Here is a 22,414-nt window from a genome sequence, read left to right on the forward strand (position 1 = left end):
TTCAAGTTTACCATTAAGAAGTGAGCGTAAATTTGAGTGAGACGGCGTCATGGACGCCTTCATTAATGCCAGTTGTAATATTCTGGGAGGTTTGGATATTAATATGTTCCTTTTTAAAAAAACCATGGCCATAACCGAAATCAACAGTGAGATGATTCATCATTTGATATCCCATGGAAAAACCAGTAACCAAACTGTCTCCAGGGCCAATTTGAAATCTCCCATTCGATGGCGACTGATTATATGTTCCTGCTACGCGAACTATCCACTTTGTCGAAACTTTATAGTTTGCCCCGAGGGTTAGAAGCCAACTGTTGTGAAAGTGATAATTAATGCGAGCCTTAGGGATGATAAAGACTTGGGAGGCCGCTTGAGTTGCAAAGTTATAGACAGAAACTTCTTTAAAAATATTCCATTGCAGGTATTGAACAGTTCCTAAAAAGCCTAATTTTTCATTGATAAAATGGCTTAATGTCGCAACACTTCTTGCTGGTGTCCAGTATTTAAAATGGTAATCATCCGAAGAAATGTACTGCAAACCAGATATTGTACTACTACCCTGTAAATTATAGGTCATTGAACTGCGATAATTAAAACCCAAGGCTGTTTTTTTACTGGGTTTAATTAGTATCCCAAAATCACCACCTAAACTGTTTGCTTGACTGTCATTCAAGCTTCTACTCTCGGGAATATTCAAACGAGCTATGCCGGCAGCAATAGGTTCTTGGATGAGATGAGCATAGGAAAAATTAATGTTTGCCCCTATGGAAAGATATTGATTAATTTTAATGCCAAGAGCGGGAATAAAATCAATATTATGCGTTTGATTGCGTGCAAGAATATAGCGAAGAATCGGTTGGTTATCCAATTCGCGATTAAAATCATTCGCAACGAATGCAAAACCCGCTACAAATCGTTCATTTATAGGGATGCTAAGATACATAGAAGGCAAGAAAAAATTGGATTTAGAAGTAGTTGATCCCGATTCAGTCCCCCCAAAAGGTATTTTTTGCGCAATCCCGCTGAACTCAAATTGCGCTCTTGCCAAGGTGCCTAGAAGGATAAGTTGTTGATGAGGTGAAATAGTTAATGCCGCCGGGTTGAAGTAAACGGCTGTGGCATCTTTTACTACAGCAGTTCCAATTGTTTGTTCAATAAAAGAGGCATGTAGTGGCGAACCTAAGAACAAAAAACCTATAATTAAGTACTTCCTTATATCAATTAAGCTAGCCATAAACCTTGAGGCGAGAATGGGAATATCTTTCAAGTTGTAAGAGTATTTTTTCATATAGTCAAGGAAGTTTTATTTTGCAAGGTTAATTCAAACCCAACAAGAGAGTTTGGCTATGATGCTCCAGAAAAGCATCAATTTGCTTGATAAAGTCACACTTTGCACTTTTTGCGGTTTATAGTCCATAATTCTATTCATCCTAATATGAAAATTTCTCAAACGAGTTTAAATTCATGGAAGATATAAATGATTTATCAGCTAAATATTATACCTTATTTGAAACAGCATATGATGCGATTTTTGTACTGGATGGAAATTGTTTTGTTGACTGCAACAAACGAGCTGAAGAATTATTCGAAACCACTCATGATAAACTTATAGGTTCCACTCCAGCCGATTATTCTCCAAATTATCAACCTGACGGTGAGCTTTCAAAGGAAAAAGTTTTTAAAAAAATCGAACATGCTCTATCTGTAGGTCCTCAATCTTTTGAATGGGAACATCAACGTGAAAATGGCTCGAAATTTATGGCCGATGTCAGTTTAAATAAATTAACGCTCGGGAATAAAGTTTTATTACTCGCAATAGTACGTGATATCACCGAGCGAAAACACACAGAAGCTTTATTGTATGATAGTGAAGCACGCTTCCGAGCCTTAAGTGAACAATCGCTCATTGGAATCTATATTATTAACAATAATGTTTATACTTATGTAAATTCTGCTTTTGCCAAAATCATTAAGTGTACTCCAGATGAATTAATTGGAACCGACCCAATACTTCATTTTCATCCTGATAGCAGAGATTTTGTGACGAAGCAAATATTGGAAAAAATATCTGGGAATTTAATTTCGACGCAATACCAAGCTAAAATCTTAGCAACAGATAATGCGACAAGACATGTCGCGATTTACAGCACCAGGATTATCTTAAATCACCAGCCTGCAATCATTGGAAGTATTTTAGATATCACAGAACAGAGGCACGCACTCGAAGAACAAGAAAAAAATATTCTTTTTCACAAATTATTAACTGATGTATCCAACCGACTTTTGAATGCAAAATTAGGGCAGTTGAATCAAGAAATGGCGGATGGAATGCAGCGAATCTGTGAAATGCTCGATATTGATGCCGTTGTCATCTGGGAACCCTTTGATAAATCGAATTATTTATTAAATAGTTATCATCGCCGGCAAGTTGGCCCTGAAATTCCCCAGAAAGCCTATGCTAAAGATTATTTCCCCTGGTGCGAACAACAACTTAAATCAGAAGAGTCTCTTGTTTTATCATCAATAAAAAATGATTTGCCACCCGAGGCAAAGCTAGATAGAGCGAGCTTTAATTATTTTGGAGTCAAGAGTGTAATTAATTTTCAACTTAAGGGTGAGCAAAAGAATATTATGGGTATCATTTCTTTTAATATGATACGTAATGAACGAATATGGACGGTTGATGAATTTAATAAATTTCAAATGGTTTCTCATTTATATTCCAATGCATTTTCTCGAAAAAAAGCCGAAGAAAAATTACTTGAAAGCGAATCTCGTTTTCGCATATTGAGCAGCCACTCTTTGATTGGCGTTTTTATTGTCCAGGATGAACTATTTACTTATGTGAACTCAGCTTTAGCAAGTGTATTTGGTTATACTAGTGGTGAGATGATTGGCATGAATATAAGAAACTTGGCCCATCCTGATGAGATTTATAGAATGAATGATACCGTGTTAAAAAGATCTCAAGAAATAGATATTCCCCTTCACTTTGAATTTTTGGGCGTGAAAAAAAATGGGGAACAGATCAACCTGGAAGTTTATAGCTCCGAAACTATTTTAGAAAATAAACCTGCAGTAATTGGATCGGTTTTGGATATTACTGAACGGAAATTGGCCGAGCAACAATTAAAAAATGCCTATACTAATCTTAAAAAATCTCTTGATGATACAATTGTTACTATGGCAAAAATAGTCGAATTACGAGACCCGTATACGGCAGGCCATCAAGAGCGGGTAGCTCAGCTTGCTGTAGCTATTGCTACAGAAATGGGAGTGGATCCAAATCTTATTGAACAATTAAAAATGGCTGCCATAATCCATGATATAGGAAAAATTAATGTACCTACTGAGTTATTAAGTAAACCGGGAAAGCTAGCCGATTTGGAATTGCAGCTGATAAAGACGCACGTACAAAGTGGGTACGAAATAGTAAAGAATATGAACTTACTTCCTGATGTAGCTCAGATTATTTATCAGCATCACGAACGATTGGATGGTTCTGGCTACCCCAACCATTTAAAAGGTAATGATATCCGTCTCGAAGCAAAAATACTTGCAGTTGCAGATTTAGTTGAAGCGATGTCTTCCCATCGCCCCTATAGGCCTGCTCGTGGAATTGATGTGGCTCTTGATGAATTATGTAAAAACAGCGGGGAGCTATATGACCCTGAAGTTTGTAAAACCTGCATTAAGATTTTTAAAGAAAATAAATTTAAATTTCATTATGGTGCTTCTGTAATGTAGATGTCTGCCTTGGGAGGGGCGTAAGTCTTGTTTGAAAAGCATTCTTCGGTCTTTTTTGAATTTTACTAATTTCAAGTGATTCTTGAGTGTCTTTGTGTATTGGTTTTAAAAAAGCGATCAAAATAGCTACTTACAACTCGGGTTATTTGTCTTGCTTTGGGGTGAATTTGAATTATGTAGTCGTTAATTGCGACCAGACCATCTTTAACTAAGTTGTCTAGCGAGCGAAGTTCACTATCAAAATAATCAAGAGGATAATTAAACACAGCACAATGTTTTTTGAGATCCACTTCAAGATAACACATAATATCATCAATAATCGCTTTCCTTAGTTGATCTTCAGTGCAGATCTCCATACCGCGCACAATGGGTAATAGATGATTTATGACGGTGTTTTTATACTGCTTTAGGTCGGATGTATTTTGCGCATATCCATGAGTTAATTGACTGATCGATGAAGCTCCTAACCCAATAAGATGAGATGCACTCTCAACACTGTATCCTTGAAAATTTCTTTTTAGTGTTTTTGTATTTAACGCAAGTGCCATGGGGTCTGTTGGTTTAGCAAAATGATCTAAGCCAATAGGTAAATAGCCTTTTTGTTTAAGTTGTTCAGAAGCCAGGCAAAACATTTCTATTCGACTGGCATCATTTGGGAGATCCTCTTCCTGGATTAGTTGCATGTGCTTTTTCATCCAACGGACATGAGCGTAGGCAAAAAAGGCAATCCTACTTGGATTTAATAAAGAAACTGCTTCTATATTATTTTCAATACTTTCTATTGTTTGTTTGGGTAATCCATACATCAAATCAAGGTTTATGTTGTTAATGCTATACTGTCTAAAAAGATTGATGCATGATTGAACCAATTCGATTGGTTGCTCTCTATTGATCGCCTGTTGAACGTCGGGGTTAAAATCTTGTGCGCCAATGCTTATTCGATTCACAAGGGCACTAGCATAGGCGCTTATTTTTTCTTCATTGATAGTACGAGGGTCGACTTCTATGGCTATTTCTGCATGAGGTGCTACATGAAATGCCTCTCGAATACTTCTCATCAACTTCAAAAATAATTGAGGAGATAATAAGGTTGGTGAGCCCCCACCAAAATGAATATGAGTCACGTTCAAGCATTGGGGGGGCAGTAGTCTGGTAACTAAGTTTATTTCTTGTATTAATACCTTAACATACTCTTCAACAGCGGATTCTTTGTTGCTGATTTTAGTATAGCATCCGCAATACCAGCACAATTGCTGACAGAATGGAATATGAATATATAAAGACAAAGTGTCCTGGGCTGGGATAGCATGAAGCCATTGCGAATAAGTTGTCGCATTAATCTCAGTAGAAAAGTGAGGAGCGGTTGGGTAGCTAGTATACCGTGGAAACTGCCCCTCATAGTTTAATATTAATTGTTCAGAAACATCATTTAAAAACATAATCGAACCTTTTCAATAAGCGAAGTGATGGGGCTAGTTCTGCCTGACAAATAATCCATAATGATACGTTTAAAAGGTAATAAATCGTGATTGGCGAGTCGCAAGGTACACTGGCTAAGTAGCTGAGCAAAAACTGTATTTGTTGTGAATAAACTGACTATCAAATTAGTACCATGATACATTAGCTTTGTAGCGTGCCTATGCTCAGATTGGTAACGCTCTAAAATTTCTATCGAACCAATATCTTTATTTTGTGCAAGTGCCCATCGAATTGCATTTGCCAATGATTCAGACCCCTTCAATCCCAGATTAAAGCCATGGGCTGTCACAGGATGCATACCTACGGCTGCATCTCCTATTAAAGCAAACCGTTCATCAACAAATCGTTGAGAATAAACACCGACTAATGGATAAAAAAATCGCTGACCTACTGTTTGGATCGTTCCAAACTGTTTTTCAAACTGATTCGCTAAATTTGAAATAAGTTGTTGATCATTTAGACTTTTTATATAGCCAACCTTATCGGGAGAAACCGTCATCACCAGTGAGGATGCATGGCTAGACATAGGTAAAAACGCAACTACTTTGTCTGTGTCAAAGTATTCAAAAGCACAATGATGGTGGGGTCTTTCATGTTCTATTTTGCATAAAATCATTACTTTCGAGAAATCATGGGCATCAGAAGGAATCCCTAGCTTTCGACGAGACTCGGAGAAACGATTATCAGCAGCTACAACAAGTGATGCTTCAATAACTGATTGATTAGATAGATAGACTGTACGTGTACGGTGACCTTCTTGAATATCTTCCACTGTAGTATCAGTTATCACTTCTATATTAGAATAAGAGCAAACAACCTCATACAATGCTTTTTTAATTAAATGATTTGAGACTAAATATCCTAAAAGGGCGCCTTTATCGTTAAAGTCTAATGCATACGATGAGCCACCACTGAGCACTTTTGCTTGTTTAATTGGAAAAATAAATTCCGGATTAATCTTGTCCCAAGCATTGAGCCTCTTTAGACAGTTGATAGTCGGAGTGTTGAGGGCAATTTCTCGACCATCGTAATCGGGATATTGCAAAGCCCGAACTGGTAATTTATCCAGTATAACTATTTTTAAATTAGTATTGGCAAGGGAAGCTGCCAGGCCTAACCCTGTAGGGCCTGCACCAATGATGACAATATCTTTTCTTGTGCGCATTTATTAATCTACCTGACCCTTAAATTTTTTACGATTCTGAAGTAGATATCTTTTTATCAGTATCCCTTAGCTCCAACCACATTGCGTTTAATATGGCAAATGAACAAGCGAGTCCTGTTCCAAGAATCCAAGAGAAATACCACATTTTTTTCTCCTTAATATCAGTATGAAGTTGTTTGTTCTTTAATAGTCTTTTCATTGACCTTTCCGCGAAGGACCCGATAAACCCATGCAGTGTACGCTAGTACAATTGGAAGAAAAATTACTGTTGCAATGAGCATAATGAATAAAGTGGTCTGACTCGATGAACTATCCCATACCATCAAGCTGTATTTTGGGTGGGTCGATGATGGAAGAATGAATGGAAACATACTTATGCCCACTGTGGCTATTAATGAGCCAACACTGATACTACTTAATATAAAAGCCATCAATGCTTTATTGGCTAGTAATATAGCTAACCAGGCACACAGAATACTTAAAAGAGGGACTAATAGAGAAATCGGCATATCTCTATAGTTAGTGAACCAAGCACCAATTTGAACATTTACTTCTTTATATAACGGATTAGATGGGCCATCATGAGGCATCACATTATTCAAAACATAGCCATCAATAAAATTAGTCCAAAAGCCCATTAAAATGAATAATAAGGTCATCAATAAAGCCACATAACGCGCGCCATTTCTTGCTTTTTTCTGCAATGAACCTTCAGTTTTTATTTGTATAAAAAAGGCACCATGCATTGCAAGCATTAACACTGAAAGTACCCCACAGCACAAGGCGTAAGGGTTAAGTAACTGAAAAAATGTACCTGTATATATCACTCTTAAACTGTCGTCATAATAAAAGGGTACGCCTTGTAATACGTTACCCACTGCCACTCCAAAAATGAGTGCAGGAACAAATCCGCCAACAAAAAGTAGCCAATCCCAAGTAGATCTCCAAAGAGGATTATCCAGTTTAGATCGGTATTTAAATCCTACGGGCCTTAAGATTAAAGACAGTAAAACAACCAGCATAGCTAAATAAAATCCAGAAAATGAAAGCGAGTAAAGATCAGGCCACGCAGCAAAAATTGCGCCACCTCCTAGAATAAACCACACTTGATTACCTTCCCAAGTTGGTCCTACCGTATTAATTAAGATACGACGTTCGGTATCCGTTTTGGCAAACCAGGGTAACCAGATAGCGACACCCAGGTCAAATCCATCCATGATAGCAAAGCCAATTAATAAAACGCCTAGCAATAGCCACCAAATTACTCTTAAAGTTTCATAATCTAAAATCATGGTACACTCCATATTGAATGTGGGTGATTCGTTGTAATCTTATTTATCTCTAAGCGATGAAGATAAGATATATGGTTCTAATGGGTAACTATCCTATCTGGACCAAGTCGAATGTATTTAACCATAAGGTACAATTCTACTATTGCCAATACGGTATAAAATAATACAAATCCAGTTAATGAAGTCAGTACTTGACCAATAGATAAAGAAGAGGCGCCCATAAAGGTTGGCAACACTCCTTGCACAACCCAGGGCTGTCGCCCATACTCAGCAACTATCCAGCCCAATTCCGCTGCGACCCAAGGCAATGGTAAGGAGTAAAATGCCATCCGATGATACCATTGTGTAGAATGTAGTTTGTTTTTAGTAGAGAGGTAAAAGCCAACAGCAAACAGTAAAATAAAGTAAAAACCACATGCAACCATAACCCTGAATGAAAAAAAGAGGGGGGCTACCTTAGGTTTTAGGTCATTAGCGGCCTGATTAATTTGTTCTTCAGTTGCTTCACTAAGATTTTCTGTGTATTTTTTTAGCAAAAGGGCGTAACCTAAATTGTTCACATGATTTTGTAAACGCTCTTTCGCATCTTTATTATTGGGATCACTTTGTAAGGTGCTTAACGCATTATAGGCTAGCAGACCATCTTTAATCCGATCTTTGCCATCCTCAATTAACTCATTAATACCTAATAAAGGTGTGTTAAATGAACGGGTCGCAATAATTCCCAACGCATATGGAATTTTAATAGTATATTTTGTAGTTTTTGTTAGCTCGTCAGGAATGCCAAAAAGAGTTAAGCTAGCAGGTGCCTTCTCTGTTTCCCACATTGACTCCATTGCAGCTACTTTCATTTTCTGGTCGTCATTGGCAAGATAGCCACTCTCATCGCCAAGGACAACGACCGACAATGCTGAGGCTAAGCCAAATGAGGCTGCTACAGTCATTGATCGTTTTGCGAAATCTATATTGCGATTTCTTAATATAAAATAGGCACTAATGGATAGGACAAACATAGAGCCCGTAACATATCCAGCACTAATAGTGTGTACAAATTTTGCCTGTGCTACCGGATTAAATAAAATATCGAAAAAGCTACTAACCTCCATGCGCATGGTTTGATAGTCAAAGTAAGCTCCCACTGGATTTTGCATCCATCCATTTGCAATTAAAATCCATAGCGCTGATAAATTAGTACCTAAAGCGAGTAACCACGTACATACCATATGTTGAAATTTGGATAAGCGCTCCCAACCAAAGAAAAATAACCCCACAAAAGTTGCTTCTAGAAAGAATGCCATTAATCCTTCAATAGCTAATGGTGCGCCAAATACATCACCTACATACCGAGAATAATAGGACCAGTTTGTCCCAAATTCAAACTCCATCGTTAAACCTGTAGCTACACCCAGAACAAAATTAATTCCAAATAAAACACCCCAATATTTAACCATTTGTCGCCAAATTTCTTTTCCAGTCATTACATAAACGGTCTCCATAATTGCTAAGAGAACAGAAAAACCTAGAGTCAAAGGGACAAATAAAAAATGGTATAATGCTGTTAAAGCAAACTGTAATCGAGACAAATCAACTACATCAGTTGCAGGAATCATTTAATCACCTCTTAATCGCTTGCTGAGAGAGCGTTTGTTCTTGGGGAAAATATGTTAAGGTTATACGACTAACTCACTCGATAGCCTACACCTAAACCAACTACCCAGGGGTCAATATGTACGTTAGTTTCCAATTGAGTGGCAGGGGTGTAAACGGTTACATTGGATTTAACCCAGATTTTTTTAACGTCAGCATTGATAGACCAATTATCATTAATAGCAAAGTCAGCACCTATTTGTAATGCAGGACCGAAACTAGAATCATAATGAATGTTTGTTGCTACTGGCCCACTATTGACATTATAAAAATAGGTGTAATTAATACCTGCGCCAATATAAGGTTTAAAGTGAGGAATAAAATCTAAATGATATTGTGCTGTAAGTGTTGGGGGCAAAACACTGACCTTACCTAAATCCACACTACCTAAAGCTGTATTCGTCGCCTCAACACTGTGACGTGTGGTTGCCAAAATGAGTTCGACTGCAATTTGAGGTGTAACGAAGTAACTAAAATCAAGCTCAGGAGCCACTTGATTGCTTATTTGAGTGACTTCTCCGCCAATGAGACTTATGGTTGAGCTTGAGGCGCTTGGTAATACACCAATAGCGCGTAATCGAACGAGCACGGGTGAATCTGCAATTGCAGGGATGGCTAATAAAAATAATGATGCAGAAATTATTGTTTTAGTTAATACTCTCATTTTGTTCTCGCATTAGTTTTATCAAATTTAGGCGTCCAATCACTTGGTTGAACGTTTATTTTTTTGATTTCTCTGTTATTTGCATCACATTTTACATAGGCCATCCATTCAATTACCTTGATTTATATCATGGAAAAATATAAAAAAACCTAAAAGCAAGATAAGCTGTATAATTTAGCTCTAAAGAGCGTACTCAATCATGAACGGCATCGGTAGTTATTTTAATTGTTAAAATAGAAACAAGAGCTTTATATTTTAAAGTTCCAGGAGTCCCTGATTTAAAGGCTAAGGTAGTATCAGGATCTGTTTTATGATAGGAGTTTTATTTGGTATTGCATGTTTATCTTATGAGCAGTACAAATATTTTTTGTGCTGTATGTCCAAGTCCTCTTAAAATATTTTGTAGAAATAATATTTAGTTCGCATTTGCACCATTTCTATAATTCAATTGAGGAATTAGCCTTTTTATTCACTGATGGTGGCGGTAGATGATGAATTATTTTGTTTCAGTAATAATATAAATGGCAACATGATGATAAAACTCCACATGATAAACGCGAATGTATTGATATAAGAGAGCATTAAAGATTGTTTATTCAGCTCATTCAATAATAAGGCAACGGCCTGCGGATCTGTGACTTTAAGATGCCAAGGACGCAGGTATTCCATAATTGCAGGATTGTAGGGTTGAATAGAGCCACCGATTTGGTTCCATGCCATTTGAGTGTGTCGACTTAAAAACGTAATGGTAATAGAAATGCCAACTGAAGAACCTATGGTGCGCAATAGACTGAACAATCCAGCTGCTTCAGCACGAGTAGAAACCGGTAGGGTTGAAAATGCAACAGAGGATAATGGAACGAATATCAATCCCAATCCAAATCCTTGGAGTATTAATGGCCAAATGAGCCAGGCTATACTAACATCTTGAGAATATTGAGTAGTGATATAAATCCCTGATGCACTCAATAAGACCCCTATCGAAATTAACCATCGTGGTTGAATTTGATTAATCAACTTACCAACAATCATCATACTCAACATACTGGCAATTCCGCGGGGCGCCATGATTAATCCCGCAATTAAAACAGGATAATTGAGTAATCCTTGTAACATTTGCGGTTGGATGACCATCGTTCCATACATACCTAATCCTAGAACGGAGAGTAACATACTCGAAAGAACAAAATTTCGGTCTTGAAAAATAGAAAGGTCAAAAAGAGCATTGGACTTATTTTTTATACTGTATGCTATGAATCCACACAAACTGATGAGACTTAAAAATGTAGCAGTTCTAATATCCAAGGCAGCAAACCAATCCATTTGATTCCCGCGATCGAGAACATATTGAATGGAGCCCACAGCTAAAGCAATGAGTATCATGCCAATCCAATCCATCTTGCGCTCTTTTTTTAGCGTATCAGGAACATAATGAGATACCAACAGCGTCGCAGCAATCCCGAAGGGGATATTGACATAAAATGTCCATCGCCAACTGGCAATATCTGTAAGATATCCACCAAGCGAGGGGCCTAAAATAGGACCTACCATGACTCCCATGCCCCAAATAGCCATAGCTTTGCCACGTTCGTTATCCGGAAAAATATCGGTCAATATGGCTTGAGACAAAGGAACTAACCCAGCCCCAAAAATGCCTTGAAGCAATCTGAAGGCGACCATTTGCACGATAGAGGTTGCCGCACCACATAGAGCAGAGGTGATGGTAAATCCTATAATGGATATAAGAAGAAAGGATTTTCGGCCGAACTTATCGGTAAAATAACCGGTTAAAGGCATAAAAATGGCGGATGCGACCAAATAACTGGTTAAAGTCCAGGTTATTTCATCAGGACTTGTTCCCAGTGAACCCTGAATATGAGGTAGTGCGACATTGACGATGGTCGTATCTAATACTTGCATCAAGGTGGCAGCCATGATGGCGATGGTTATTATCCAGCGTCGAGAGGCCGGTAACGTTTCTGATGGATGATTCATGAGATTTTGCTCACTTGCTTCTGCTGTATGGATTGTAAGTCTACAGTTACCTTAGCAGAGGTCCCCAGGCGTAAAGGATATTGTGAGTCTAATGTTGTGATTTGAATGCGGACAGGGACACGTTGTGTTACTTTAACCCAGTTTCCAGTGGCATTCTGTGGCGGCATTAAAGAAAACGCAGTTCCGCTTCCCCCACTAATACTGCTCACAATCCCAGTAAATTGTTTATGAGGGTACATATCAATTTTAATCGTTGCGAGTTGATTGCTTTTGATATGTTCAAGTTCTGTTTCTTTAAAATTTGCATCGACCCAGAAAGTGGTGTTATCAATCATCGCAAATAGTGGTTGGTTTTCTGAAACTACATTTCCTTCCCTAAGAGACAGGTTGCTAACCAATCCGCTAGTTGGTGCAACCACATGTGTATAAGATAGTCTCATTTTGGCTTCTTTGAGTTTGGCTTCTGAAAGTTTTAGGGCCGCTTTGGCACTTTTAAGTTTTGCTTTTACATCATCTCCTGCTTGAAGGGACATTACTTCGTTCCTGACTAACTCTCTGGTCCGAATTGATGTCGATTGAGCATGTTGTAGATTGGTCTTATCAATAAGATATTGTGCCTCAGCCTGTTCCACTGCAACTTCAAAAGGCGTAGGGTCTAACTCAAACATCATTTGACCTTTTTTAACAAATTGATTGTTATCCACATAGAGGTGTTTTACCTGACCGGTTACACGTGATGCAATCTGTACTATATTGCCATTGATATAGGCATCTTCTGTGCTGACGTATTGCTGAGAATTGAACCAAAAATACACAACAGCCAATGCCGTCAATGTGACGCTGCTTCCGATTAGAAAACGTTTCCATTGAACTATTCTGTTGCGCAAACGATGTGTTATTGATTTTTTGATGATTATTGAGTTACTCATAAGATTCCTCGGCGGTTTTCTTAATTTTTTCTAGTGTGGCAATACATGCTTTTAATTCTGCTTCAGTTAGAGAGGCGAGTAATTCCTTTGATAGTTCATCGGCAGTGTTTCTTATCTGTCCAAGAGTCAATGTCGCTTTTTCAGTGAGGCAGATTACTTTGACTCGGCGATCGTGAGTCGCATCCTGTCGAATGACCCATCCTTCTTTAGCCAAGCGGTCAATTAAACCGACAACAGTCGGGGCCTCAAGACCTAGTTTTTTAGCAAGCTGAATTTGGGTTAGGGGAGAGGTCTCAATTGAGAGAAAAACTAAAGCACGCCACTTTGCCTGACTTAGCCCTAATGGTTTTAAGCGCTTATCAAGTAAGTTTCGCCAAGCTGCTGCAGTTTCATAAAGTACCATAGGGAAATTTTTCATAATTCATAACCTGTACATTAGTTCATGATTCGCTTTAAGTTATAAATACCTTACAGCAAATAAATATCTATCGTCTGCACCAAAAAAATTCTGATTTTGTTAAATTTTTTAATTTTTTCACTATTTTTAAGAGTGAAGCCCTCCGCCCAATGCAAGATACAATTGAATCGTATCTTGATATCTTTGTGCCTGGGCATTGACATAGCCCAAGCGCGATTGAGCATACAATCGCTCTGCATCGAGCACTTCCAAAACACCGACCACGCCAGCACTAAAGCTTAACCTTGCTATGCGAAGAGATTCTTTAGCGGTTAACATGGCTTTTTTTTGTAATGCAAGCTCTTCTGCATCATGTTTTAAGGCATACAATAAGTTGCTCACCTGATAAAATGCGTTAAGTACAACTTCTTGATACTGTGCAAAAGCAGATTGGTATGCATGGATTGAGGCACGGTGTTGTGCACGCAATGTGCCTCCAGAAAAAACGGGAGTTGTAAAATTACTTAAAAGGCTCCATGCATTAGGTGAAATACTTGATGGTGCTCCGGGAATTACTCCTTCCTGTAAGAGTGTGGCAGAGAGGGTAATTTTGGGATAAAGACGCGCAGTAGCGATTCCAATTTCGGCACAGGCAGCATGCAGACCGGCTTCAGCGGCGAGAATGTCCGGCCTTTTATGGGCGAGTTCTGAGGGAAGCTCTAATGGCAATTTTTTAGGTAATGTAAAGTCTTTTAAATGAAAAATTAAAGAGTGTGAATGATCAGGTATCACTCCCAAAAGAACATTAAGCGTATTTTGTGCAACATGTAATTGTTGATAGAGAGAAGGCAATAACGTTTCATCATTGGTTAACTGGCTTTGCGCACTTAAAACATCACTTCGTGAAGACGAGCCTACGTTAAATGATTTTTGAATCAGCTGTAAATTTTTCTTGTCATCTTGGATGATATCTTTAAGGACATCGATTCGTGCTTTGATTGTAGCAATGGTTAAAGACGTTGTTGCAATGTTCCCCGTCAACGTCAGAAATGCTGCATCCAACTCATGCTGTTGATATAAGGCCAATGCCTTTTGTTTTTCAATCGTTCGCCGTGTTCCACCAAAGACATCAAGCGTAAAAGAAGCATTAGGGCCTATTTGATAATAGGAAAAAGGTTCAATTCTGAGATTAACAGGTCCGAATGTGGCAGGGCCATATTGTTGCCTTCCAATACCCGCATTGAGTCCTGCTTGAGGCCATAATTGTCCTTGGGAAGCTGTAACCAACTCTTTGGCTTGTGCTAAAGATTCTCGCATGGCAGCTAGAGAATAATTCTTCTTGATGCCTTGCTCCATGAGGTTATTGAGTACAATTGAATGGAATTCTTTCCACCAAGTTAGAGATGTTTTTTTTGCTAGATCTATGCTTTGATTCCCAAATTGAGAGGTCGATTTAGAAGAGTATGATTGGTTTATTATTGGCGAGGGACTTATAAAGTCAGGTCCCACAGTGCATGAACATAAAGTGATTGTCCCTATGAGTCCAATCAAACTTCGATAAATAGGTTTCATATGCTTCTCCTTTTCAATTTGGAAAAGCAACGTCTAGGGAGTATCTTTGAATAAACGAATATTGTCTCATCGATCTTTAAAAGAATTTTACTCAATACTTGCCATACCCAAAGCATCTTATCTGTAGCCTCAAAGGCAGTAGAGCGTTGCGTGAGAGTTAGAGGATTCATAACAATAATTAAGAAAAGAAAATTGATATCCGCGATAAAGGGCCAACCACGGCTTATTTCATACGATAACTGACAGTAAAGCTTCATGTTCTAAAACCAATTAACAACTTAATGATTAGCATGCTAACATAATGCAAGATTAAACGATAGAGGATGAGATGCCACCGGGAAACCGTAAATTCTTACATGTCCTCTATTTCAGGCACTCTTATACCAACCGTAACTACTACGCCTATAGATAACTACTCCATCTGGCTTAATTAATAATTATCCATAAAGTACTATAATTATCCTGTGCGAGGTTAATTATGTACATAGATCCGATTGATGACGATGTTATTTCATATAAATACGCACCTTTCTATGCTGAGTGCGATCCAAGAAACGTGATTAATATTGAATCAGGGGACGCCCATGGAATTTTTACCTCTGGAATGACTGAATGCGTATCATTTGCATTTTTTATCAAGGGAAACGATGAAGTTAAGCGCCTGTCTATGATCCATTTACCAGGAGGTATTACGAGCTATGCTTTAGATTCAGAAGTGGGAAAAGAAGTTGTAGCTGCAATGGTGGCTAATGCGCCTAAGGATGCTGAAATTGAAGCAGTAATAGGATTCAATAGCTCACACTATCCAAATGGCTTGTTTGATGATGAAGAAATTTTAGAAGTCCTTGATAAGCAACTTACTGAATTAGGATTCCAGCTCACTAATCTGGAACTTTGTGCTGGGAATGGTCGAAATTTAGACGAATCGGGTTTCAGTTTCGGTATAAATTTTAACGGTAAATATGGTGAATTTATAAACTGCCATGGTCTAGTTGCAAAAGGGGAGTTAAATTCCAAAGAAGCTTGTTTAAATTACAATGATACCCCTACAAATCTCTCTCATCTCATTATCTGATCGCATAATTATTATTCAGAATTATTTCTTTATACACTTATGACAAAGGAAAAGCTGGATTCAATGCAATAATATTCATGTCCAACGCCATCGCATATGGAAGTGCGACAATCTCTTTATTTGCAAGTACACGATAAAAAATAGTTGCGCATAAAGATGCGGATGCAAATGCCCCCGCAGAAAGCTGTGATGCTGGGCAGGGCTTATTCTCGGCCATGAGATCAAATACATTAATTAAATTTGTAGATACCTCTTCGGGAAGATGGGGTTTGATTCGATAAATAAGCTGTTTATAGTAATAGGCATATTCCATGGGCTCAGCAGTGTCGACACTAGAAATGTTGAAGATTTCTTTAAACCAGTTTTTTGTCTGATTTGAAGCCGGGATATAAAAGGCAATGGCTCCCCACCCTGCATTAATTGAGCTTATAACCGGTTTACTTTGCAAATAACATTGTTCGTAGAGCGCAACAAGTCCTTTTACACTTAAAAAATCTATTGTATCTATGATGATATCCGCATTTTCGACAAGTTTTCGAGCATTTTCTTTTGAAATAGGCTCGATTATACATTCAACGTTAATCGCAGGATTTATCAATTGCATCCTCTTTTTTAAGCGTTCAGACTTAAAATGACCAATATCAGTGTAAATGAAGTTTTGACGATTTAAATTGTGGATATCAATTGTATCGTGATCGACCAATATAAAATTAGAGCATCCCAATCGCACAAGTGCTTCTGCAATATAACTACCTAGACCACAACCGGCTATTAATATTTTTACTTCACATATTTTTTTTGAATATCATTATCTATATACCCATAATTTCTTGAAAACATCTCAGCGTTAGACATATAAATCTCCTATCTATTTTTAGAAATAATTTTAATGATCAATTTTTTTTTCTCGATTTGAAATGCTTTTTATATAAGATTCGATAAAGTTGATATAAAGAGACGAATCAAAATTAAATAGTCTTTTTTCGAAGCTACGCGGGATAACCATTAATCTACAGTCTTCCAGTGCCGTTACGGACACATGTCTTAAATAGTTATCATGGTATGTCCCAAACTCACCGAAAATATCGCCAGGATGGATTTGCAAAATAGTTATTGATTTTTTGGATACAATAAGTTCACCCTTTAAAAGAGCAAATCGCTCCTGATGGTGTTCCTTCTCACTAAATAACAGCGATCCTCTTTTAAGATTTAAAAAGTAACAATTTTTGATAAGAAAGTTAATGGTCTCTTTTTTTAAATGGTATAGAAATGATTTTTTATACTTTGAAAAATAAGTAGAATCTATATCATCGATAGTTTTATCCGATGTAAGGTAGTTTTCCAGGACATCTGGCCGAAAATTTTCATAGTCATCTTTTAAAGATTTAGGACAGTATTTTTTCATTAGAGGATAATTTATTGATTTCATGTTTTTCAAAAACTGCATATCAGGCATTACAACAATTGGAATTTCCACCCTGTCATCAAACTGTATGAGTTCTGTGGTATAGGGTCTATAACCGAGCAACATGTAATGTTTGAGTAAACCAGGAGAGCAACTTGCAAATGAAAAATAATTATTAAAATCGCGAATTAACCGGGTCGAGATATGAATGGTATGCAAAACAACAAGATATTTACCTCGTTTACAACGCTGTACTGCCAGCCTTTCCGCAAATGCTATTGATTGATTATGAGCAAGAGGTAACTCATGTAAAAATACTTCAAATTATTTTCTTCTGGTACTAATCCTCGTTCTAAATAATGTACTCTGCATGCACTTGAAATATTTGTTTTATTAGTCGTATAGGTGTGTAATGAGTTTTTTTTATCGTCGAATGCATCTTTAAGAATTTTTTGTTGATGATCATAATTTTCTTCAATCATCTTATGCTCTTCATGATAAACTTCATATCTGAACTTATAAATCTTATTTTTTTCTTCTTCTGTAGATGCTTCTTTGACAGGGATGCACTTTAAGATATGATATTTTAAATATGTTAACATCATCTTATTTCACCTGGGTTAGTCTGATTTTAAACCAATGTTTTTAAAGTATAGTCATAAATTGTCGGTTGATAATTAAAATTAAATGAAATTAATAAAACGGAAAGGCTGCTATTATTGATATGATGTTCTTTAGACGCTTTTGGGGGACTTTCCTAATGTTAACCATAGCTGCTGGGTTAAAAAACTTATTTTTGCTGGAATCATATTTACGGCAAGAGATCAAACGAACGTGTTTCCTTCTCCTCTTCCTCATCAAATAATACTTCATTCATAATGAAAATCTTTTTTATTGGCTAATTCTTCAATGATTTTAGCAGACAATTCTGGAGGTAATAATTTCTCATAATTTGCCATGAAATATTCAGTTTCGATCTTGGTTAATGAATTTCTGTAATCCTCATCCTCCATAATAAATTCTAATAAATTGGGCTGACATTCTCCTATACTTAATATCCAATGCGCTAGTTGATTCATGCAAGAGACTTATAGAAGAGGACAGGCTTTTGGGAAACAAGTTTTTGCTTATGAAATTTTATTAATTTATATCATAGTTAAAATTTGATTTAACAGTTGTGTTTCTCAATAATCCGACTTTGCTATCTCAGTTTGAACTGAACCAATTTAATATGTCCTATTCCCTTTCAATACTCCATATAATAAAAGTAGTACCAAAGCAATTGCAGAAAGAGCAAAGGAGGGGTATATCTTAAGTACATAATTTAACCAAGTAACGTGTAAAAATAAATATTAAAAATAGTTCGAGTCAAGACTGTTTTTTTTAATTTTTATTTGTATAATATGACGAGGTTTTAATTCTTTTCAAAACATCTAAATCTGTGGATATTTATTTGAACCAAATAATCAATCTACAGTTAGCAAATAACAGAATTCCTTGCTACATCTGCTTTATTTTTGTTTTTTAATACCAATCATCTCATTTAAGTTACTCACATTTTCTGTGGATAAGTCTGTTTATATTTGGTTAAATCCCTTGTGAGTATTAAGGGTTAATGGAATGACTCACACTTTTTCAATGTGTTGCCTCCATTAAATCAAAAAGATTGTTATGATAGCCTTTCGGATATTTCTGATAATGATGAGTTTGAATTGTTCTTAGAAGAAATTATTACTATCATTGGAAAGTTAATTGATGTAAAAGTTCCAGAAGAGGAAAACTCAGAAACGTAGGTTCTGATATTGCTAATATACCTGAATTACTTTCTTTAATTTACAGGATTTCGCCTTCCAAAGACTATTTCCATCGGTTTATAAATGAGCGTACTTATGAAAATTGGCATCTTTATAAAATAGGCGGTTTATATACTTTAAAGATGCTTTATCAGTGCGCGTTTCACGCTCAGCAGGAGAATCCCCACTATGGTTAAATTTTGTGAGGATCTCTCAGGCATAAAGCGCGAAACATAGGCTAATTAAGCAATTGACAACAGACCCTAATGAGTTTGTATTATTTTAGTATCTATATTTTTAAATTCATCAAGCAAAGTTAATGCAGCGGATAATGCTATATCTTCCTCTGGACGAAAATCCATTGCAACAGCAAATCCAATATGATCTTCTTCACGTAAAGTTAATTCTTGGTTTAAAATTGGTCTAACTTTATCAATCAGTGCCTGCATTGCAATATCATCTATAGATGTAAAATGCGTTGTTCTATTAGCTAACATTTCTCCCAACGTTATATGTAATGCGTATTTCAATAAATATAGAGCATCTTCCTGCGTTGGCTCTAGGTTAAATAGCTGAATAAGACCTGCTTGATTATATAAATGGGTAAATTCATATAGCTCAGGTGAAAAATTCTGGTTAAGAATATCTGATTGCTGTACATGTTTAGCTTTGCATCTAAAGAAAAACAAAACAGTATTTTTTCCCTGTAGCTCCGTAATTTTATAACATCCTTGAAAAACAAAAGGGGGGTCCCACACAGCAACTAACAAAAGGGTTTCAACATTAATTCCGGTAAATACTTTCTTATTTGACATGGCACATCAAATTCCTTATTCGATCTTTGCTGATATCATTATAAACAAAAATCATTGAGTCTGGCATTAGGTTTTCAGTAACATTATTTGGTCTCAATTAACCGTATTTTGGTCTTGTTTTTTTAATAGCATCTTTTTGTTCAATGATTTTCACACCATAAATAGCCTTTTTTAAAAATGTTTCTATGAGGGACTATAAAATTTATAGTTATTTCTTCCTCTAGATTTCACCTCATATAAAGCCGAATCAGCGTGCCTAATAAGAGTTTCTATATCAAGGCCATTTTTTGGGTACATACTAATGCCAATGCTAGGAGTAATTGAAATTACGTTCTGCTTTATAGTGATGGGGCTTGCAATAACGTTGAATAAGTGTTCAACAACTCGACATACGTCATTTTTATATACAACTTCAGAAAGAACAATTAAAAACTCATCCCCACCTTGTCTCCCAACAACATCGGAAGAACGTACACTCGATTTTAGACGCGATGCAATTTCTATTAATAATAAATCACCAATATCATGACCAAAAGTATCATTAATTTTCTTAAAGTAGTCTAAGTCCATAAATAATATAGCAACTTTGTGCTTATAGCGCATGGCATGACCCACGAAGATCTTAAAGGATTCCTCCACTAGCTTGCGATTTGCAAGCCCTGTAAGGGCGTCATGATAGGCCATGTTGACTAATTTTTCCTCTGCTTTTTTTTGAGCATCAATATTTTGAATCTGAGAAATAAAATACACAGGGTTATCCTGTGCATCCTTAACCAATGAAACACTCAATAAAATCCATACGATGGCTCCATTTTTACAAATGTATCGTTTTTCCATTTGATAGGAATTAATTATTCCATCCAATAATTGACGGATATAACTTAAATCGGTTTGTAAATCATCAGGATATGTTATGTGTTGAAAGTCGATTTTTAATATCTCCTCTTCGGTATAACCTGTTATTTTGCAAAGAGATTTATTCACCTTAAGCCAACGTCCTTCCAATGAAACTAAAGCCATACCAGTAGCGGCAAAATCAAAGGCTGAACGAAATCTTTTTTCACTTTCTACCAAGGTTTCATTCGCTAGATAAAGTTCTTTTGTTCGCTCTTGAACTTTTTTTTCCAGATCAAGATTTAAGCGTTTCAAATACTCAGCATGTTCTTCCTTTATCAATTCATAATTATCAAAGATAAAAAAAAGTGCTATTAAATTGATACAAATAAACATTACATCAAACCATGAGTATGCTGTATCAAAGAACGTGATGAACCGGCCTAAAATGATGGTAACAATAATAAATAGTGTCCATGCCAGACCTATTCTTCTGCCTTTCAAAAATAAGGCTGATGCGGATAACAGAAGAAAAAGAGCTAATCGTAACGTGTTGTATGGGGCTAACAGATAGATTGAATAAAAAAGTATGAACGCAAAAATTAATGCAAAATTACTTATCAATTCAATTTTTTCTTTATGGCTACGGCTATAGTAAAGTAAACAGAAACAACTAATTGAAAAAACAAAATCAATGACTCCCATTACGGCGCTATGTTGCCAACGAACAAACCCCATACCCAATGCCACAATACCAGCAAAGAAAAAAACAATATTAAGAAAAATATACTGATATTTTATTTCTCGTTCATCCTCACTAAACTGAAGATTAAACAATAAAAAGTGGCTTGAAATTTTTTTCATCGTATGACCTGATTCAGCGGTGAGTTGATTATTTCTTTCAAATTAAAAATTTGACCAGTTTGCTGATTTACATCAAAAACAACTTAATTTATCGAAAAAAACATGGAAAATAATTTTATGGTATTTTAGTTTCGGCACGATAATTCTAGTAATTTGATCTTACTTCATTTTTTAATAAACCGGGAGGCCACTATAATTATATCTATAGCGAGGGATCAAACGAACGTGTTTCCTTCTCCTCTTCCTCATCAAATAATATTTCTTCATAATGAAAATCTTTTTTATTGGCTAATTCTTCAATGATTTTAGCAGACAATTCTGGAGGTAATAATTTCTCATAATTTGCCATGAAATATTCAGTTTCGATCTTGGTTAATGAATTTCTGTAATCCTCATCCTCCATAATAAATTCTAATAAATTGGGCTGACATTCTCCTATACTTAATATCCAATGAGGTAAGGAATTTGGTTTTTGCGTAATCAATATATTTTTGCAATATTCATTTTGTAAAATAGCGAGCCCGGTCTTTTCATTATCTATAATGCATTGAAGTAAATGATGGAATAGAACCGGTTCAGGACTACTCAGAACTTTAGTTAATTGCCTCATCATGTTTTTTTTCCTCAAGTTCTCCACATTTTGAAACAAGAGACCAAGGTTACGTTCTTCTTTAACGTTTAGGGATGAGCAAATAATTTCTAAAATTTCATTGGGTAAATTTGAAAACACAATTGGAATCC

The 22,414-nt window shown here is 36.4% G+C and carries 20 protein-coding genes; 2 read left to right on the top strand and 18 right to left on the bottom strand.

From position 1 onward, the window contains the following. Positions 1–13 precede the first annotated feature (13 nt). The gene (locus ELY20_RS09035) at positions 14–1,234 is read right to left on the bottom strand and encodes an OmpP1/FadL family transporter (protein ID WP_110143780.1); all 1,221 of its coding nucleotides are present in this window, start codon (positions 1,232–1,234) and stop codon (positions 14–16) included. 230 nt (positions 1,235–1,464) lie between these two features. Between ELY20_RS09035 and ELY20_RS09040 the strand changes: the two genes are divergently transcribed. Then, the gene (locus ELY20_RS09040) at positions 1,465–3,747 is read left to right on the top strand and encodes a PAS domain S-box protein (RefSeq protein WP_110143779.1); all 2,283 of its coding nucleotides are present in this window, start codon (positions 1,465–1,467) and stop codon (positions 3,745–3,747) included. Positions 3,748–3,818: 71 nt separating this feature from the next. On the opposite strand, the gene hemN is transcribed toward ELY20_RS09040, so the two are convergent. From hemN to ELY20_RS09090, 10 genes are all read right to left on the bottom strand, one after another. Continuing rightward, positions 3,819–5,186, bottom strand: a complete 1,368-nt coding sequence (gene hemN, locus ELY20_RS09045; RefSeq protein ID WP_110143778.1) for an oxygen-independent coproporphyrinogen III oxidase — start codon at positions 5,184–5,186, stop codon at positions 3,819–3,821. After that, positions 5,177–6,391, bottom strand: coding sequence for a 5-demethoxyubiquinol-8 5-hydroxylase UbiM (gene ubiM, locus ELY20_RS09050; protein WP_110143777.1), 1,215 nt, complete (start codon positions 6,389–6,391; stop codon positions 5,177–5,179). The genes hemN and ubiM overlap by 10 nt, the downstream gene beginning before the upstream one ends. Positions 6,392–6,419: 28 nt before the next feature. Continuing rightward, complete coding sequence (gene cydX / locus ELY20_RS09055) at positions 6,420–6,536, bottom strand: cytochrome bd-I oxidase subunit CydX (protein WP_110143798.1); 117 nt, start codon at positions 6,534–6,536, stop codon at positions 6,420–6,422. A 16-nt stretch (positions 6,537–6,552) separates the two neighbouring features. After that, a complete protein-coding gene (gene cydB, locus ELY20_RS09060; RefSeq protein ID WP_110143776.1) occupies positions 6,553–7,683 on the bottom strand; it encodes a cytochrome d ubiquinol oxidase subunit II in 1,131 nt (376 codons plus the stop codon). 77 nt (positions 7,684–7,760) lie between these two features. After that, on the bottom strand, positions 7,761–9,293 hold the full coding sequence (locus ELY20_RS09065; protein WP_110143775.1) for a cytochrome ubiquinol oxidase subunit I: 1,533 nt from the start codon (positions 9,291–9,293) through the stop codon (positions 7,761–7,763). Positions 9,294–9,361: 68 nt separating this feature from the next. Then, positions 9,362–9,994 (bottom strand): OmpW/AlkL family protein, encoded by a 633-nt coding sequence (locus tag ELY20_RS09070; RefSeq protein WP_110143774.1) that lies wholly within the window; start codon positions 9,992–9,994, stop codon positions 9,362–9,364. Positions 9,995–10,459: 465 nt separating this feature from the next. After that, complete coding sequence (locus ELY20_RS09075; protein WP_110143773.1) at positions 10,460–11,989, bottom strand: DHA2 family efflux MFS transporter permease subunit; 1,530 nt, start codon at positions 11,987–11,989, stop codon at positions 10,460–10,462. Beyond that, the gene (locus tag ELY20_RS09080; RefSeq protein ID WP_110143772.1) at positions 11,986–12,918 is read right to left on the bottom strand and encodes an HlyD family secretion protein; all 933 of its coding nucleotides are present in this window, start codon (positions 12,916–12,918) and stop codon (positions 11,986–11,988) included. Before ELY20_RS09080 ends, ELY20_RS09075 begins: the two co-directional genes overlap by 4 nt. Further along, a complete protein-coding gene (locus tag ELY20_RS09085) occupies positions 12,911–13,336 on the bottom strand; it encodes a MarR family winged helix-turn-helix transcriptional regulator (protein WP_110143771.1) in 426 nt (141 codons plus the stop codon). The genes ELY20_RS09080 and ELY20_RS09085 overlap by 8 nt, the downstream gene beginning before the upstream one ends. Positions 13,337–13,462: 126 nt before the next feature. After that, positions 13,463–14,887 (bottom strand): efflux transporter outer membrane subunit, encoded by a 1,425-nt coding sequence (locus tag ELY20_RS09090; protein ID WP_110143770.1) that lies wholly within the window; start codon positions 14,885–14,887, stop codon positions 13,463–13,465. Between the two features lie 478 nt (positions 14,888–15,365). On the opposite strand from ELY20_RS09090, the gene ELY20_RS09095 reads away from it, so the two are divergent. Continuing rightward, positions 15,366–15,962, top strand: a complete 597-nt coding sequence (locus ELY20_RS09095; protein ID WP_233590535.1) for a hypothetical protein — start codon at positions 15,366–15,368, stop codon at positions 15,960–15,962. A gap of 37 nt (positions 15,963–15,999) precedes the next feature. On the opposite strand, the gene ELY20_RS09100 is transcribed toward ELY20_RS09095, so the two are convergent. The 7 genes from ELY20_RS09100 to ELY20_RS09130 all read right to left on the bottom strand — a co-directional run bounded on the left by ELY20_RS09100 (position 16,000) and on the right by ELY20_RS09130 (position 22,403). After that, complete coding sequence (locus tag ELY20_RS09100) at positions 16,000–16,755, bottom strand: ThiF family adenylyltransferase (RefSeq protein ID WP_110143768.1); 756 nt, start codon at positions 16,753–16,755, stop codon at positions 16,000–16,002. A gap of 93 nt (positions 16,756–16,848) precedes the next feature. After that, positions 16,849–17,439 carry a Crp/Fnr family transcriptional regulator gene (locus ELY20_RS09105; RefSeq protein WP_158618872.1) on the bottom strand — a complete coding sequence of 197 codons (591 nt, stop codon included), beginning with the start codon at positions 17,437–17,439 and terminating at the stop codon, positions 16,849–16,851. Between the two features lie 203 nt (positions 17,440–17,642). Continuing rightward, complete coding sequence (locus tag ELY20_RS09110) at positions 17,643–17,972, bottom strand: hypothetical protein (RefSeq protein WP_110143766.1); 330 nt, start codon at positions 17,970–17,972, stop codon at positions 17,643–17,645. 264 nt (positions 17,973–18,236) lie between these two features. Further along, positions 18,237–18,446: a hypothetical protein gene (locus ELY20_RS09115; protein ID WP_127059482.1), complete on the bottom strand. Its 210-nt coding sequence runs from the start codon at positions 18,444–18,446 to the stop codon at positions 18,237–18,239. A 977-nt stretch (positions 18,447–19,423) separates the two neighbouring features. Beyond that, a complete protein-coding gene (locus tag ELY20_RS09120) occupies positions 19,424–19,975 on the bottom strand; it encodes a hypothetical protein (RefSeq protein ID WP_110142073.1) in 552 nt (183 codons plus the stop codon). A 183-nt stretch (positions 19,976–20,158) separates the two neighbouring features. Next, entirely contained in the window at positions 20,159–21,673 is a 1,515-nt protein-coding gene (locus ELY20_RS09125) for a GGDEF domain-containing protein (RefSeq protein WP_165831587.1), read from the bottom strand. A gap of 202 nt (positions 21,674–21,875) precedes the next feature. Further along, positions 21,876–22,403, bottom strand: coding sequence for a hypothetical protein (locus ELY20_RS09130; RefSeq protein WP_110142072.1), 528 nt, complete (start codon positions 22,401–22,403; stop codon positions 21,876–21,878). Positions 22,404–22,414: the final 11 nt, after the last annotated feature.

Origin of the sequence: Legionella qingyii, assembly GCF_003990155.1 — a bacterium.
Classification (GTDB): domain Bacteria; phylum Pseudomonadota; class Gammaproteobacteria; order Legionellales; family Legionellaceae; genus Legionella; species Legionella qingyii.